At 36.7% G+C, this 16,983-nt stretch carries 11 protein-coding genes, 2 tRNA genes and 3 rRNA genes; 15 read left to right on the top strand and 1 reads right to left on the bottom strand.

Going from position 1 to position 16,983, the window contains the following annotated elements; translation table 11 throughout:
* The first annotated feature begins 152 nt into the window (after positions 1-152).
* The 15 genes from NNH57_RS11025 to NNH57_RS10955 all read left to right on the top strand — a co-directional run bounded on the left by NNH57_RS11025 (position 153) and on the right by NNH57_RS10955 (position 16,593).
* Positions 153-1,118, top strand: coding sequence for an NAD(P)-dependent alcohol dehydrogenase (locus NNH57_RS11025; RefSeq protein ID WP_108807313.1), 966 nt, complete (start codon positions 153-155; stop codon positions 1,116-1,118).
* Between the two features lie 161 nt (positions 1,119-1,279).
* Complete coding sequence (locus NNH57_RS11020) at positions 1,280-1,774, top strand: hypothetical protein (RefSeq protein ID WP_074410385.1); 495 nt, start codon at positions 1,280-1,282, stop codon at positions 1,772-1,774.
* A gap of 83 nt (positions 1,775-1,857) precedes the next feature.
* Positions 1,858-3,003: a helix-turn-helix domain-containing protein gene (locus NNH57_RS11015; RefSeq protein WP_108807312.1), complete on the top strand. Its 1,146-nt coding sequence runs from the start codon at positions 1,858-1,860 to the stop codon at positions 3,001-3,003.
* A gap of 156 nt (positions 3,004-3,159) precedes the next feature.
* Positions 3,160-4,239, top strand: a complete 1,080-nt coding sequence (locus NNH57_RS11010) for a serine hydrolase domain-containing protein (protein ID WP_159099150.1) — start codon at positions 3,160-3,162, stop codon at positions 4,237-4,239.
* A 213-nt stretch (positions 4,240-4,452) separates the two neighbouring features.
* Positions 4,453-5,298 (top strand): AraC family transcriptional regulator, encoded by an 846-nt coding sequence (locus NNH57_RS11005; protein WP_074410388.1) that lies wholly within the window; start codon positions 4,453-4,455, stop codon positions 5,296-5,298.
* A 124-nt stretch (positions 5,299-5,422) separates the two neighbouring features.
* Positions 5,423-5,911 (top strand): DUF2938 domain-containing protein, encoded by a 489-nt coding sequence (locus NNH57_RS11000; RefSeq protein ID WP_074410389.1) that lies wholly within the window; start codon positions 5,423-5,425, stop codon positions 5,909-5,911.
* Positions 5,912-6,658: 747 nt separating this feature from the next.
* Positions 6,659-8,181: ribosomal RNA gene (locus NNH57_RS10995) — 16S ribosomal RNA — on the top strand.
* 164 nt (positions 8,182-8,345) lie between these two features.
* Positions 8,346-8,419 (top strand) — tRNA-Ile (locus NNH57_RS10990).
* Between the two features lie 217 nt (positions 8,420-8,636).
* Positions 8,637-8,710, top strand: a tRNA-Ala gene (locus NNH57_RS10985).
* 230 nt (positions 8,711-8,940) lie between these two features.
* Positions 8,941-11,767: ribosomal RNA gene (locus NNH57_RS10980) — 23S ribosomal RNA — on the top strand.
* 179 nt (positions 11,768-11,946) lie between these two features.
* Positions 11,947-12,054: ribosomal RNA gene (gene rrf, locus NNH57_RS10975) — 5S ribosomal RNA — on the top strand.
* Together the 16S, 23S and 5S rRNA genes with 2 tRNA genes alongside form the textbook arrangement of a ribosomal RNA operon.
* A 216-nt stretch (positions 12,055-12,270) precedes the next feature.
* Positions 12,271-13,638 carry a Gfo/Idh/MocA family protein gene (locus tag NNH57_RS10970; protein ID WP_108807667.1) on the top strand — a complete coding sequence of 456 codons (1,368 nt, stop codon included), beginning with the start codon at positions 12,271-12,273 and terminating at the stop codon, positions 13,636-13,638.
* A 46-nt stretch (positions 13,639-13,684) separates the two neighbouring features.
* Positions 13,685-14,770 carry a GHMP family kinase ATP-binding protein gene (locus tag NNH57_RS10965; RefSeq protein WP_234423353.1) on the top strand — a complete coding sequence of 362 codons (1,086 nt, stop codon included), beginning with the start codon at positions 13,685-13,687 and terminating at the stop codon, positions 14,768-14,770.
* A gap of 14 nt (positions 14,771-14,784) precedes the next feature.
* Positions 14,785-15,657, top strand: a complete 873-nt coding sequence (locus NNH57_RS10960) for a sugar phosphate nucleotidyltransferase (protein WP_108807668.1) — start codon at positions 14,785-14,787, stop codon at positions 15,655-15,657.
* 678 nt (positions 15,658-16,335) lie between these two features.
* Positions 16,336-16,593, top strand: coding sequence for a hypothetical protein (locus tag NNH57_RS10955; RefSeq protein WP_074409093.1), 258 nt, complete (start codon positions 16,336-16,338; stop codon positions 16,591-16,593).
* Between the two features lie 94 nt (positions 16,594-16,687).
* On the opposite strand, the gene NNH57_RS10950 is transcribed toward NNH57_RS10955, so the two are convergent.
* Positions 16,688-16,888 carry a hypothetical protein gene (locus NNH57_RS10950; protein WP_108807669.1) on the bottom strand — a complete coding sequence of 67 codons (201 nt, stop codon included), beginning with the start codon at positions 16,886-16,888 and terminating at the stop codon, positions 16,688-16,690.
* Between the last annotated feature and the right edge of the window lie 95 nt (positions 16,889-16,983).

The raw sequence follows: 16,983 nt of genomic DNA, 5'->3' as shown, positions 1-16,983 counted from the left end.
AGATCTAGAAAGGTTTAAAAGAACTTGTTAAGGAATATTCAAAAGATGAATATGACAGAAAAAGATATCGAATAATAGACTATTAATTATATACAAATCGTTATCTGGTATAAGAATTTGAGAAAATACATCAACCTCTTAATTAGATTTACATGAAAACTATCTATTATGATCGATATGGAGCTCCAGAAGTGCTTTACCTCAAAGAGCTTGAAAAACCAGTACTCAAAGACAATGAAATACTACTAAAAATTCGTGCTTCTGCAATAACAATGGGAGATTGTGAGATGCGTAGCCCGAAAATCCCCAACGTAACATGGCTGATAGTTCGATTGTTCTTTGGTCTTAGAAAACCGAGAAAGAGAATATTAGGAAGTTACCTGGCTGGTGAAATTGAATCTGTGGGAAAAGAGGTAACTTCATTCAGTAAAGGAGATCGACTTTTCGGGATTAGTGAGCGTTTTGGTGCGTATGCCGAATATATTAGTTTATCAGATAAAGCAGTACTAACAGCTTTACCTTCTAATATGACTTATGAAGAAGCCGCTCCTGTTGCTCTGGGGCTAGATTCATTGCATTTCCTAAAAAAGGCAAAAATTAATAATAAAGAAGAGATACTGATTAATGGTGCAGGTGGTGGCATCGGTACTTATGCAATACAATTGGCTAAGTATTTTGGGGCACAGGTAACTGCAGTAGACAGTGCAGACAAACTAGAAATGCTTCGCTCTATTGGAGCAGACAAAGTGATTGATTACAAAGCTGGGGATTTCTCCCATGATGGAACAACATATGATGTTGTTTTTGATGTAGTAGGCGCACTCTCACATACAAGATCTCTGCGATTACTAAATAAAAATGGAAGGTATATTTCTGCTATTCCGCTACTTTCGAGAGTACTCCCAAATTTGTGGGTGTCATTAACAAGCAAAAAGAAAATGATGACAGGATTAACAAGTCCTAAAATAAAAGATTTGGAGTTTCTTAAAGAATTAATTGAGGCTGGTACGCTAAAGACAATAATAGATAAGAAGTATGCATTAGAAGAAGTTGCTGATGCACATAGGTATATAGAACAAGATCTAAAAAAAGGAAATGTTGTGATAGCTCTGGAATAGACAAAAAACCTAAGTTTAAGAAAGAAAAAGACGAAACCGAATGTCTATCAACAAGATGTGATATAGCATTGAGAGATTTAATGATAGACTACACTTGATTTTACATTTGCGAACCTGCTTATTTTTTGATAGATTGATAGTATAAAAAACAAGCTCTGATTATGAACTTTAAATTTCTAAATATAATCCCTTTCCTTGTATTCGTAATTGCTTGCAATACGCAAAAAAATGAAATAGAGATTCAAAATAAGAAAGCAGCTTTATCTCAAAATGAGACAGAACATGTGATTAATAAATGGTTAAATTTGTGGGAGACTTATGACTTAAATCTGCTAGACGATATCTTTCTTCAAACCGAAGATCTTACCTATTTTTCATCAGAAAAGGAAGGTTTGATGATTGGATACAAGCATCTAAAACCACATCACCTGGGATTTGGTTTTGTAGAAGGGGGAAAGCAACCTGAAAAATCGCTCTGGTTAGAAGATATGACGACAAAAATTTATGGAGAAACTGCAATGGTAGCTGCGGTATGGTATTTTGGAGATAGAAATGCAGTAAAAGATAGTATTTCAAAAGGCCCCGTTACATTTATTCTTAGTAATGATAAACAAGGTAATGCGAAAATAATACATACGCATTTTGCAAATTATTAAATAGACATTGTTATTTTGGTTTAATCGTAAAATAACCCAATACTCGCTATATAATTAGAGATAATTTACAGCATTTTTAGTTTATGAATTTAATAATTACCTTTTTTTTAACCACAGGAATCGTTATTAATGCTATTATACTTCTGTTGTTGATAAAATCTAAAACCAAAGAAACACCACAGCAATTACTTCTTTTGTTTTTTTCTATAACCCTATTTTACATTATTCATGGGTATGCACAAGTTCATAAATTAAAATTCTTATTTCTAAGCACTTTTGTGTTTAATGAAATTATTGAATTTTTTACCGGACCTTTGATATTTGTTTATATAAAGTCTCTATTTGAGGGAAAGACAAAACTAATAAGGAAATACTACATTCATTTTGTTCCCACTTTGCTCTATTTGCTATGTGTGTCCATTCCTTTTTTGATCTCAATCATTAAGAAAGAGTTTGTTTTTAACTATTTAAAAACCATCAATGATCATGGAGATCTGTTTGGTATTTTGTTGATGTTGTATTTTATTTTCTACACATTGTATTCATTAAAATTATTTAATAGATATAAAGGTGCAATGAAACTCAATTTTTCAAACATTTCTGAAAGTGATTTTGGTTGGGTGAAACGAATGCTAATCGGTGTGCTCGTGATTTCATGCCTGGATGTGATATTTACTTTATATGAGGTCAACGTCAAAGATTTGAATTTTGAAACCTCGTATTTAACATTAGTCTCAGTAATTATATTGATAATATATTTAGGATATTATGGAGTTAAACAGTCAAAAATTTTACTCCCGGATTTCTTGATCAATACACCAGAAAAAAAAGATAAAGAGAGTAAAAAAAATGAGTACTTATCTGGTATAAATGATGAAGAATTGAATATGCTGAAATTATCACTAGAACGTGTAATGTTTGCTGAGAAAAAGTATTTAGACGAAGATCTTACCTTAAGCACATTAGCAAATGCAATTTCAATTTCTGATAAAAAACTCTCAGCATTTTTAAATCAATATTTGAAAACTACATTTTATGACTATGTGAATAAGTATCGCGTAGCCTCTGTCAAAGAAAAAATAAAATCACCAGAGTATAACAATATCACACTTTTGGGTATTGCATACGAATCTGGCTTTAAATCTAAGACCAGCTTTAATCGAATATTTAAAAAAGAAACTGGTTTGTCTCCTTCTCAATTCAAATCCTCACTTCAGGAAACATCTTAAAAATAGGTGCCAATAGAAGCATTGGGGCGTTTAGATCTTCATTTTCATATTTATTTGTGTCAAATCTCAACAGAATAATTATTCGATAGGGTGATATGTAATGTTTGAGTAGTATGTAATTTCAAAATGAATATATCAATCAAAAAAACAATAATTATGAAATCTTATTTTACTTTTATTTTGATTGCTTTTTTAAGCATCCAGAGTTGTATATCTCAAGATAGAAAATTTACGGGCTATGCTACAGCTGTAGTTAATGGGGATGAGGTTCTAAAAGTTGAAACATTTGGATTAGCTAATACAGAAAAAAAGAAGAAGTATTCAAAAAATACAATTCAACCCGTTGGATCGGTGAGTAAAACAGTTATCGGAGTTTCCTTAATGATCGCCAAAGAGAAAGGACTACTTGATTTGGATAAGGATATTAATGAATATCTGGACTTTAAAATTGTTAATCCGCATGTCGACGATTCGAACATTATTACATTGAGACACCTGGCAACCCATACCTCAGGAATCATAGATAATAAAAATATATACGAATCTGCATATGCCTATGAGCTTTCCCCAAAAATATCTTTAAAAACATACCTATATGAGCATCTTAATCATAATAGGAAGAGTGTAAAGAAAAGCTTCTCGAAAAAGAAAGCGGGAGTACAATATGAGTATTCGAATATTGGAGCGGCATTAGCGGCTTATATAATTGAAAAAGTTAGTGATAAACCTTTTAATGAGTTTACCGAAGAACATATATTCAAACCACTAAACATGAATAATACAGCTTGGTTTTATAAGAATATAGACAGTACACAACATAGTATACTATACGATGAAAAAGATCAGGCTATACGGCCTTATTCTTGTGTGACGTATCCCGACGGAAGCTTAAAAACAAACATAGAAGACTTATCTCTTTACTTAATTGAACTCATAAAAGGATATAATGGAAATAGTACATTACTTACTAAAAAGTCGTGGGTTGAGTTATATACTAAGAATTTTGATGAAAGGAAAAACGTTCAGAACATTAGCCCAAGAGAACCTAATACCGGACTTTTTATGGCGTATTTTAAATCTGGTAAAATAGGGCATACCGGTTCAGATCTAGGAGTATCTGCTTTTATGATGTTTGATCCCAAAACAAACATTGGACAGATTCTAATGGCAAACGAAGATCTAACTTCAGATAATTTAGAAAGATTTAAGAAAATCTGGAATGAATTAGGTAAATAAACAGAACTACGTTTTTATCGGTTTAATTATCTTAGTGGTGCGAAAAAGTATTAGTATACTTTTCTGATGCAAAGCTTTTGTGCAAGGGGTAAGAAAGATTCGATGAAATTTAATTTAATATGAGATTTTCTTATCCCATGAATGAATATAGGCTTGTAGTAAATGGTGTGATTTTTAAAAAGACTAGTTGAATTTAAATCCTTGAGTCGTATAATGCAAGAGATTCCGGTAAGAAAAGGTAATGTGAACTCAAACGAGTCTATTTTCGCAATTAAAGATGTTAAGAAGATGTTAGGCGGAAAACGGATGACCCAAAATCTTCACAGGCATGATTTTTTCTTTTTACTTGCACTGGAGCAAGGGTCGGGTTTTCATGAAATAGATTTTATTTCTTATGATGTTTGTGCGTATTCTATATTTGTTCTTCGCCCGGGTCAGGTACATCAGCTTACATTAAATAAGGAGAGCACTGGGTATTTACTTAATTTTAATGCCAATTCTTATGTTGCTCATGATAGGGTAAAGGTAGCATTGCTAAGAAAAATAAGTAGTTTGAACTGTTATCAATTTGATAGTAATAGTTTTAAAAAACCAATATCTGTTTTAGAAGCAATTTTTCAGGAATTTACAAATAAGGATGAGGGGTACCAGGAAGTAATTAATGCAAACTTAAGCATATTACTTACCGAACTTAGTCGAAAAATAGGAAAAGACCATAGGGGTAACGGTACACCATATTCACAAGAACGACTCGAAGAATTTTTAGAACTTTTAGAAACACATAGCATTACCTATAAACGAGCAGCTCAGTATGCAGAAATGATGAACCTTTCTTTATATCAGCTTAATGCCATCACTAAATCTACATTAGGTAAAACATGTTCAGAGTTAATCAATGAACATATAATTTTAGAAGCTAAAAGATATCTTTTGGCTACGTCTAATCAAGTAAGTAGTATAGCTTATGATTTAGGATATGATGATGCATCTTATTTTATCAGGTTTTTTAAAAAACATATGGGGTGTTCACCCAAAGTGTTTAGACATAATTTTAGATAAGTCCTGGTAAACCAAAATTTTGTCCTACTCCAGCATCCTGTATGCGTACTAATTTTGTGTGTGTTAATATAATCTCTTATTATTTCTCTTTATCGTCTAAACTAATCAAGAAAACAGATATAAAATGAATTGGATATTAAAAACAATAATTATTGGTGTTAGTGCTACATTTACAATGGATATTTGGTCATATATATTAAGTCTGTTTAAAATAAAATCACTTGACTATAGTCTTCTTGGTCGTTGGGTTGGTTATATACCCAAAGGAAAATTCTTTCATGATAAAATCTTTAATTCCCCCTCATTAAAAAATGAATTGATAATAGGTTGGTTGTCACATTATATAATAGGAATATCATTTGCATTTTTATTGGTATTTGTTTGCAGTAAAAATTGGCTAACTAATCCAACTCTTCAACCTGCGATTTTAATAGGTCTTGTTACCATTGTCGCTCCTTTTTTTATTATGCAGCCCGCATTTGGATTAGGAATTGCATTATCAGATATACCAAATCCAGCTACAGGTAGAATAAAAAGCTTGCTTGCTCATACCATTTTCGGGATAGGATTATACCTAAGTGCAACTCTGTTAAATAAAATATTGACAATGTAATTCTTTGCTGTTATTTAAAATAAACAATTAGATAGTATAGGTATTGTGCTTCTGTGATGTAAAAAAAGAATACCTCTGCTTAGATTGAGATACCTTATGTCTGGGGTCGTAGTACAGTTTATACTTTTTATGTTCATGTAAAGTTTGTGATATCAGAGTGTTAAAAAAAAGTTTCAAAATAGTTACCAAATTTTGTTGATAGAAGGAAAAAGGATTGTATGTTTGCACCCGCAAAACGGGATAATGTTTTGTGAGTTCATTGAGAGGTTTGTTTTTGGTTTTATAGTTAAGAAAAAGTTTTAAAAACTTTATTAAAAAAATCTTGTCAGAATAAAAAAGGGTTGTATGTTTGCGCCCGCAAAACGGGATATTGTTTTGTATGTTCATTGAGATTGGATTAGAGGATTAAGTAGGGTTGATTTTTTTTAAAAATAATTCACAAAAAGTTTTGCTAATAATAAAAGGGGTTATATATTTGCACCCGCTTAGAGAAACAGCACAAGTTCATAAAAAACAGTAGTAATGGTTTAGGGTGTTTTAGTTAACATTTATGGGGTTCGATTCCTTATTTACGATCTATAATTAATAGCGATGAAGATTGCTTTATTAATTAAACGAAGTTCATAGACATATTGATTGACAGCGCGTATAAAGCTAGAGATAGTTTATACAGAGAATAAAGACTAGAGACATATTGAGATACGATTATAATTCCGTTGTATTGTTTTGAATAATATTTAAAGACAAACGATGAAGAGTTTGATCCTGGCTCAGGATGAACGCTAGCGGCAGGCTTAACACATGCAAGTCGAGGGGTAACAGGAGTGCTTGCACTCGCTGACGACCGGCGCACGGGTGCGTAACGCGTATAGTACCTACCTTATAGTAAGGGATAGCCCAGAGAAATTTGGATTAATACCTTATAGTATCTTAAGTGAGCCTTCACTAAGGATTAAAGATTTATCGCTATAAGATGGCTATGCGTTCTATTAGCTAGTTGGTATGGTAACGGCATACCAAGGCTACGATAGATAGGGGTCCTGAGAGGGAGATCCCCCACACTGGTACTGAGACACGGACCAGACTCCTACGGGAGGCAGCAGTGAGGAATATTGGACAATGGAGGCAACTCTGATCCAGCCATGCCGCGTGTAGGAAGACTGCCCTATGGGTTGTAAACTACTTTTATAGAGGAAGAAACCATTCCACGTGTGGAATGCTGACGGTACTCTACGAATAAGGATCGGCTAACTCCGTGCCAGCAGCCGCGGTAATACGGAGGATCCAAGCGTTATCCGGAATCATTGGGTTTAAAGGGTCCGTAGGCGGTTTAGTAAGTCAGTGGTGAAAGTTTTCGGCTCAACCGGAAAATTGCCATTGATACTGCAAGACTTGAATTATTGTGAAGTGGTTAGAATGTGTAGTGTAGCGGTGAAATGCATAGATATTACACAGAATACCGATTGCGAAGGCAGATCACTAACAATTAATTGACGCTAAGGGACGAAAGCGTGGGTAGCGAACAGGATTAGATACCCTGGTAGTCCACGCCGTAAACGATGGTTACTAGCTGTTCGGACTTCGGTCTGAGTGGCTAAGCGAAAGTGATAAGTAACCCACCTGGGGAGTACGTTCGCAAGAATGAAACTCAAAGGAATTGACGGGGGCCCGCACAAGCGGTGGAGCATGTGGTTTAATTCGATGATACGCGAGGAACCTTACCAGGGCTTAAATGTAGATTGACAGGTTTAGAGATAGACTTTTCTTCGGACAATTTACAAGGTGCTGCATGGTTGTCGTCAGCTCGTGCCGTGAGGTGTCAGGTTAAGTCCTATAACGAGCGCAACCCCTGTTGTTAGTTGCCAGCGAGTCATGTCGGGAACTCTAGCAAGACTGCCGGTGCAAACCGCGAGGAAGGTGGGGATGACGTCAAATCATCACGGCCCTTACGTCCTGGGCCACACACGTGCTACAATGGCCGGTACAGAGAGCAGCCACTATGTGAATAGGAGCGAATCTATAAAGCCGGTCACAGTTCGGATCGGAGTCTGCAACTCGACTCCGTGAAGCTGGAATCGCTAGTAATCGGATATCAGCCATGATCCGGTGAATACGTTCCCGGGCCTTGTACACACCGCCCGTCAAGCCATGGAAGCTGGGAGTACCTGAAGTCCGTCACCGTTTAGGAGCGGCCTAGGGTAAAACTGGTAACTGGGGCTAAGTCGTAACAAGGTAGCCGTACCGGAAGGTGCGGCTGGAACACCTCCTTTCTAGAGATTTCCTTTTATAAGGAAACCAAGAAATGATACGATGGAATGTATCTTAGTTGTTTTTAGTCTTTATGCTGTTAATTAATTATTTAGTTGTTAGTTTTTGGTTGTTAGTTGATTGTTTCAACGATCAACAATTAACCACCAACACACAACTATGAAGAAGTCTCATAGCTCAGCTGGTTAGAGCGCTACACTGATAATGTAGAGGTCGGCAGTTCGAGTCTGCCTGAGACTACAAGTCGAAAGACAGACAAGAAGTTTATCCTGAGTTTATCGAAGGGAGTCTGGCTGAGACTACGATTTTAATTAGTGATTCATGATTTAGAATTACGGATTAAAAACTAAGTTCATATTATATTGAAAGGAAATTCTAGGAGTTAGCGTTCACGTTAAGAAAGTAGGAGTTATGTTAAAGTTCTAACAACTATTAACTGATAACTAACAACTAATACGGGGGATTAGCTCAGCTGGCTAGAGCGCCTGCCTTGCACGCAGGAGGTCATCGGTTCGACTCCGATATTCTCCACGATTCTTTAGGTATAAGTATTGATAGATTATAAAGCACAGGATTCATGAAATGAAATAGTCTTTATATTCATTGATTTTATATTGTTATTAAGAAAAACGTTCATTGACATATTGATTTAAAAATACGAGCATTAATTGTTTACAATTAATGAACATAAAAGAGGTTGATACTAATTTAGTTACTTTATTAGTATCGGCAAAAACTAAAAGAGCAAGTTAAAGCAAGACGCATAAGCTAATTAAGGGCGTATGGGGAATGCCTAGGCTCTCAGAGGCGAAGAAGGACGTGATAAGCTGCGAAAAGCTACGGGGACAGGCACATACTGATTGATCCGTAGATATCCGAATGGGGCAACCCACTATATTGAAGATATAGTATCCTTTCGAGGAGGCGAACCCGGAGAACTGAAACATCTAAGTACCCGGAGGAGAAGAAAACAAAAGTGATTCCGTTAGTAGTGGCGAGCGAACGCGGATTAGCCCAAACCTGTATTGTTACGGCAATGCAGGGGTTGTAGGACTACAATATAAGATATGTAATGAATTAGAATCCTTTGGAAAGAGGAGCCATAGACAGTGATAGCCTGGTATAAGTAAAGCACATTGATTTAGTAGTATCCTGAGTAGTGCGGGACACGTGTAATCCTGTATGAATCTGGCGGGACCATCCGTTAAGGCTAAATACTCCTGAGAGACCGATAGTGAACCAGTACCGTGAGGGAAAGGTGAAAAGAACCCTGAATAAGGGAGTGAAAAAGATCCTGAAACCATACGCTTACAAGCGGTCGGAGCGCATTTATGTGTGACGGCGTGCCTTTTGCATAATGAGCCTACGAGTTACTTTTACTAGCAAGGTTAAGATGTTCAGCATCGGATCCGTAGCGAAAGCGAGTCTGAATAGGGCGATTAAGTTAGTAGTAGTAGACGCGAAACCGTGTGATCTACCCTTGGGCAGGTTGAAGCTTTGTTAATCCAAAGTGGAGGACCGAACCCGTTGACGTTGAAAAGTCTTGGGATGACCTGAGGGTAGGGGTGAAAGGCCAATCAAACTCGGAAATAGCTCGTACTCCCCGAAATGCATTTAGGTGCAGCGTTGGTATAGTTTTATAGAGGTAGAGCTACTGATTGGATGCGGGGGCTTCACCGCCTACCAATTCCTGACAAACTCCGAATGCTATAAAATGTTTACCAGCAGTGAGGGCATGGGTGCTAAGGTCCATGTCCGAGAGGGAAAGAACCCAGACCATCAGCTAAGGTCCCAAAATATATGCTAAGTTGAAAAAACGCGGTTGAACTGCTTAGACAGCTAGGATGTTGGCTTGGAAGCAGCCATTCATTTAAAGAGTGCGTAACAGCTCACTAGTCGAGCGGTTCGGCATGGATAATAATCGGGCATAAGCATATTACCGAAGCTATGGCCTCCAACTAGTTTGGAGGGGTAGGGGAGCATTGTAGTGACGTTGAAGGTGTACTGTGAGGTATGCTGGAGTATCTACAAAAGAAAATGTAGGCATAAGTAACGATAATGCGGGCGAGAAACCCGCACACCGAAAGACTAAGGTTTCCTCAGCTATGCTAATCAGCTGAGGGTTAGTCGGGCCCTAACGCGAACCCGAAAGGGGTAGTGGATGGACAACAGGTTAATATTCCTGTACCTGCTCACATTAAAAGTGACGGAGGCGAGAAGTTAGTGCGCACTGACGGAAATGTGCGTTGAAGCCAGTGGTAACACGGCGATAGTACACTAAGACTACGGTCGAGGTGATAATCTAGCGGATCGACTTCCAAGAAAACCAAGTGAAGCAGCCCGTACCGTAAACCGACACAGGTAGTTGGGATGAGAATTCTAAGGTGCTCGAGAGATTCATGGCTAAGGAACTAGGCAAAATCGACCCGTAACTTCGGGAGAAGGGTCGCCTCGCTTCGGCGAGGCCGCAGTTAAAAGGTCCAGGCGACTGTTTATCAAAAACACAGGGCTATGCTAAATAGAAATATGATGTATATGGCCTGACACCTGCCCGGTGCCGGAAGGTTAAGAGGAGATGTTATCTTCGGAGAAGCATTGAATTGAAGCCCCGGTAAACGGCGGCCGTAACTATAACGGTCCTAAGGTAGCGAAATTCCTTGTCGGGTAAGTTCCGACCTGCACGAATGGTGCAACGATCTGGACACTGTCTCAGCCATGAGCTCGGTGAAATTGTAGTATCGGTGAAGATGCCGGTTACCCGCTGTGGGACGAAAAGACCCCGTGAACCTTTACTATAGCTTAGTATTGACTTTGGATAAGTAATGTGTAGGATAGGTGGGAGACTTTGATCATGCGTCGCCAGGCGTGTGTGAGTCATTGTTGAAATACCACCCTTTGCTTATTCGAAGCCTAACATCGTGAGATGGACAGTGCTTGGTGGGTAGTTTGACTGGGGTGGTCGCCTCCAAAAGAGTAACGGAGGCTTCTAAAGGTTTGCTCAGTACGGTTGGTAATCGTGCGTAGAGTGCAATGGCATAAGCAAGCTTGACTGAGAGAGATACAGCTCGATCAGGTACGAAAGTAGAGCATAGTGATCCGGTGGTTCCGTATGGAAGGGCCATCGCTCAAAGGATAAAAGGTACTCCGGGGATAACAGGCTGATCTCCCCCAAGAGCTCACATCGACGGGGGGGTTTGGCACCTCGATGTCGGCTCGTCACATCCTGGGGCTGGAGAAGGTCCCAAGGGTTGGGCTGTTCGCCCATTAAAGTGGCACGCGAGCTGGGTTCAGAACGTCGTGAGACAGTTCGGTCTCTATCTACAGTGGGCGTTAGAAATTTGAGTGGATCTGACTTTAGTACGAGAGGACCGAGTTGGACGAACCGCTGGTGTATCTGTTGTTCCGCCAGGAGCATTGCAGAGTAGCTACGTTCGGAAGGGATAAGCGCTGAAAGCATATAAGCGCGAAACCCACCACAAGATGAGATTTCTTTAAAGGGTCGTGGGAGACTACCACGTTGATAGGCTATAGGTGTAAAGGCAGTAATGTCATAGCCGAGTAGTACTAATAACCCATAGGCTTATGCGCACACTCCGATAGGCAACTATCGGAGTGGAGAATTGCTTTGCAAGCTAATTTTAGTGTTCTTTTATCGTATATTAAATCAATATGTTAACTTATTAGTTGATTCTTTATAGTTGCTTAAATATTAACAAGCAAGTATTAATGACTCAGCAGATCCTGAAATAACTTCAGGATTAACAGCTTAAGGTGGTTATAGCATCGGGGCTCACCTCTTACCATTCCGAACAGAGAAGTTAAGCCCGTTAGCGCCAATGGTACTACAATCGTGGGAGAGTAGGTCACCGCCTTCCTTGAAAACCCTTCATTATATAATGAAGGGTTTTTTTTATGCTCTAAAACCAACCCCAAATACTTTAGAAAATAGAGTAGTCATACAATAAGATAGAGCCGTTAAAAAAAAATGAAAGCTCGTAGCTTATACAGATAGAAAAAAAGAAATACACAGTCCTTTTTAACTATGAGCTTTTCTGTTATATTTAAAGAATGTAATAGAAAAACTAAACACCATGAATACACACAAGTCTAGACGAAATTTTATTAAAAAAACAGCAATAGCAGGGGCTGGTATTTCTGTACTACCTAACTTAACTTTCGGAAATAAGGGATATAGTCAAAAAGAAAAACTTAAATTGGGATTAATTGGTGTTGGTCTAAGAGGAACAAATCATTTAAGAAATGTTCTTTTAAGAGATGATGTGTTAGTAACAGCAATTTGTGATATTGATCAGACTCGGATAGATCTTTCTTTAGAAGCAATCAATAAAGCAGGGAAAACTAAACCAAAAGTATTTAGCAAAAATGAGTATGATTACAGAAATCTGCTAAACCTAGAGGATGTAGATGCTGTGATTATATCTACTCCCTGGTTATGGCATGCAAAGATGGCCAAAGATTCGATGACAGCTGGTAAATATACTGGTCTTGAAGTTTCTGCTGCAAATACTCTTGAAGAATGTTGGGATTTGGTAAATACCCATGAAGCTACCGGTGCACATCTTATGATTTTAGAAAACGTTAATTATAGACGTGATGTTATGGCAGTCTTAAATATGGTTAGACAAAATGTGTTTGGAGAGTTGGTACATTTTAGATGTGGATATCAACATGATCTGAGATTTGTAAAACTAAATGATGGAAAAACTGCATATGGAAAAGGAGTAGAGTTTGGTGAAAAAGGCATTTCTGAATCAAAATGGAGAACACAGCACTCGGTAGCAAGAAATGCAGATGTATATCCAACTCATGGTGTAGGTCCTATGGCTACAATGTGTAATATTAATAGAGGTAATCGCTTTTCATCAATTACTTCTAATGCAACAAAAAGTATAGGTTTACACAATTATATTGTAAAAAATGGAGGAGAAAACCATCCAAATGCAAAAGTTAAGTTTAAACAAGGGGATGTTATTACTTCGACCATTGAGACTACAATGGGAGAAACCATCATAGTTACTCATGATTGTAACTTGCCTCGTCCTTATTCATTAGGATTTAGAGTTCAGGGAGCCAATGGATTATGGGAGGTTGATGGAAATAGAATATATATAGAAGGAAAATCAGAATCGCATAAATGGGATCAGGCAGATGAATGGCTGGCAAAATATGACCATCCTTTATGGAAAAAATATGGAGAACATGCGATGGGCGCTGGTCATGGCGGGATGGATTTTTTTGTTATTAATGCTTTTGTAGAATCTGCAAAACAAAATATAGCACCACCATTAGATGTGTATGATGCGGCTGCATGGAGTGCAATTACACCGCTATCAGAAGTTTCTATAGAGAATAACGGCGAACCACAGGATTTTCCGGATTTTACAAGAGGATTGTGGCTCAAAAGAAAACCTTACAACTGGATTAAGGATACCTACTAATTTTGATAGAGATTATTGAGATGGTTTATTATAAAACATACATTATTTGAAAGCAATTTTGAAAAAAATAAATATAGTATCTCCGGGAAGAACTTGCTTGTTTGGAGATCATCAGGATTATCTTGGATTGCCCGTTATTGCATGTGCGATAGATAAATATATCACACTAAATGCTATTGAAAATATGACCACTCTTTTCAAGATAAAATTACCGGATATCGGAAAAGAGAGGGAGATTCTTATAGGTGAAAAATTTGAGCAGATCAAGCACAGAGATTATTTTGCTTCATCTCTTAGAGTGCTAAGACGATATGGCTGCATCCCAGATCAAGGTTATGATATAGAGATAAAAGGAGATTTACCACTTAATGCGGGAGTCTCAAGTTCTTCTGCACTAATAGTAGCATGGATAAGATTTCTGTTAGAAGCATTTGGTGCAAACCAGGAAGTAACCCCAATACTGGTTTCAAGAATAGCTTATGAAGCCGAAGTTCTGGAACATAATGAACCTGGAGGATTGATGGATCAATATTCAATTGGCTTGGGAGGAGTTTTGTTTATCGATACCAGTGAGAAAACATCTTATGAAAGGATACAGAATACGGTACCGGGATTAATTGTAGGTGAATCCGGAGTGAAAAAAGAAACCATAGGTACGCTGGGAGATCGAAAAGAAAAAGCACTTAAAGCTATAGAATACGTGACGCTAAAAAAACCTGATTTCAGTATAAAATCTACTTTACCGGAAGAGTATAACGAATATGAAAAATATATTCCATCTGATTTGAAACCTTATTTCTTTGCGGCTCTAAAAAATCATTCTATAACGCTTGAAGCTTTACAAGAATTTAAAAAGGAAGTTCCGAATATGAAGTATTTAGGAGATTTAATGAATCAACACCATCATATTCTAAAAGATATCCTTAAAATAACAGTTCCTGTAATAGATAAAATGGTAGATAGTGCAATAGAAGCTGGGGCCTATGGAGTTAAGATTGTTGGATCAGGTGGAGGAGGTAGTATTGTGGCTATAGCTCCAAAAGATAAGGAGCAGGAAGTTGTAGAAGCTATTAAACGAGAAGGTAAAACAGCTTATATTGTAAATGTAGACTCTGGGGCAAGAGTTGTTTAAAGCAAGGAAAAATTATGCATGAAAATTTAATCATTTTGGCAGGAGGAGCATCTTCGAGAATGAAAAAGGCAATAAAAACCGAATTAAATACTGATTTGACAACACAAGCTAATACGCGATCAAAATCTCTTATTAGTATAGATGCAAGTGGGAGACCTGTAATGGACTATCTTTTATATAACGCTAAACAGGCAGGGTATAAACATATATTCATTGTTATCGGAGAAAAAGAAAACCTGATAAAGGAGTTCTATGGGAATAATCTTAAGGGAAATAGTTTTTATGGCCTCACTATTAATTATGCAATACAATATATTCCTAAAGATAGAGAAAAACCTTTTGGGACCGCAGATGCTGTTCATCAGGCAATTACACAATATCCAGAATTGAATACTACGACCTATACCGTTTGTAACAGTGATAATCTGTATTCTGAGGTTGCTTTAAAGGCTTTACGCTGTACAGATCATGCAAATGCTTTTGTGAGTTATGATAGAGATGCATTACAGTTTAGTTTACAACGTATAGCTCGGTTTGCTCTGGTGTCTTTGGATGAAGAAGGATTTTTGAAGGATATTATTGAAAAACCTTCGATCGAAGACAGTGAACTCTATAAAGATGGATCTGGTAAACTTAGAGTAAGTATGAATATTTTTAAGTTTGATGGAGCAATGTTTAAGGGGTATGTAGTGAATTGCCCAGTTAATGAAAAAAGGAATGAAAAAGAACTTCCCACAGCACTATTAGATATGGTAAAAGAACACCCTACATCGGTAATTGGGATACCGATATCAGAACATGTACCAGATCTAACATCAAAGGAAGATATTACTATTCTTAAAGAATATATAGAGATACACTATGTTGATATGGATTGGAACCGATAAGGTATTTTATATGATCTTTTAAAAAGGGTTGTTTTTAAAGGTAGATAATGAAAGGTTCATCTTAATAAATATGATAAAAAGAAAAAAACTAGAGATTTGTTATCGTGAAATCTCTAGTTTTTTTAATTAAAGTACTAGTTCAGTATCGAATCCTGTACCTACAGGTTCTATAGGTTGTTCAAGACCTGATGTATCGATAGAAGTAACTTTAGGTTTGTTTCCATCTCCTCCTTTTACTTTTTTTAGTTGTTCTTCATTTATTTTAAATTGTTAAGAATTTTACCTACTCTGTTTTTATTAAGCTTTTCGGTTTTCACAAACTTAAATACAAAAGGAAACATTACTTTATTGGTATGTATAGTACATGCTAGAGGATATTTTGAAAAAGTACTGAATGGTGATGCATTCAGAGCCAGATATGTATTGGAACAAAATCAAAAGCTATACGCTATAGAGTGAAAAGCAAGGAAACTTGAAAGTTCAGTTGAACAGAGAAAACGTTACCGCAAATTATATGCTGCTTCGATTTTAAATAGTTTTGAAAATTAGCTTTAAGGCACATGTTCTTGGGGTTCTGCCTAAAAGTGCTATTGGAAAAGCAATTGGATATGTATTAAAATTACGGTACAAGCTGAAAAGATATATCACTGATGTCGTTATGAAATTGACCACAATTAGATGGAAAACATCATCAGATCACGGGCTTTAGGTAGAAAGAATTATCTGTTTTCTGGTTTTCATAGAACTACTCAAAAAGCTGTAATGCTATATTCTTTATTTGCCAGTTGTAAAATTAATATTATAGATCCCATAGCATATAAAATCATAGGGAATAGAGGGGGATTCTATTTCTTTGCTATTTGTGGGGTTAGCCAATTCTGTAGATTGGCTATTAGTAAATTGAATGTTTTATTGGTTGCTAAACGCTACAATTAGAAAGAAGAATGTTTAGAAACACGATTCATTAGGAACTTGAAATTAACACCAAGCCCTACTTTGTCTTTTCGTAGCGTTTAGTAAAAGTTTATTTTTATTCAAGATATACAGTAGCAGATACACCATCTCTATCTCGACACCAACGGCTACCGCCTCGTTCTACTGAGCCTTCTGATTCTGCAGATGCACTAAATGATTCTCCATTACCACAAATTACTAAACCATGCCCGCCTGCATTTATTTTTGATAATAATTTCTTGTCAATTCTATACTTAGAAAAATTTTTTAAATACATAAAATGTAATTTTAAAGTGTTATTGAATAATTATTTAATTATAAGTAGTTAGCATCGAACTTTTTTTGCAATAATTTATATTAACTGTTTGTTTC

The sequence above is a fragment of the Aquimarina spinulae genome, from assembly GCF_943373825.1.
Lineage (GTDB): Bacteria > Bacteroidota > Bacteroidia > Flavobacteriales > Flavobacteriaceae > Aquimarina > Aquimarina spinulae.
The sequence above is the reverse complement of the archived record's forward strand: the minus strand, read 5'-3'. Positions and strand labels throughout refer to the sequence as shown.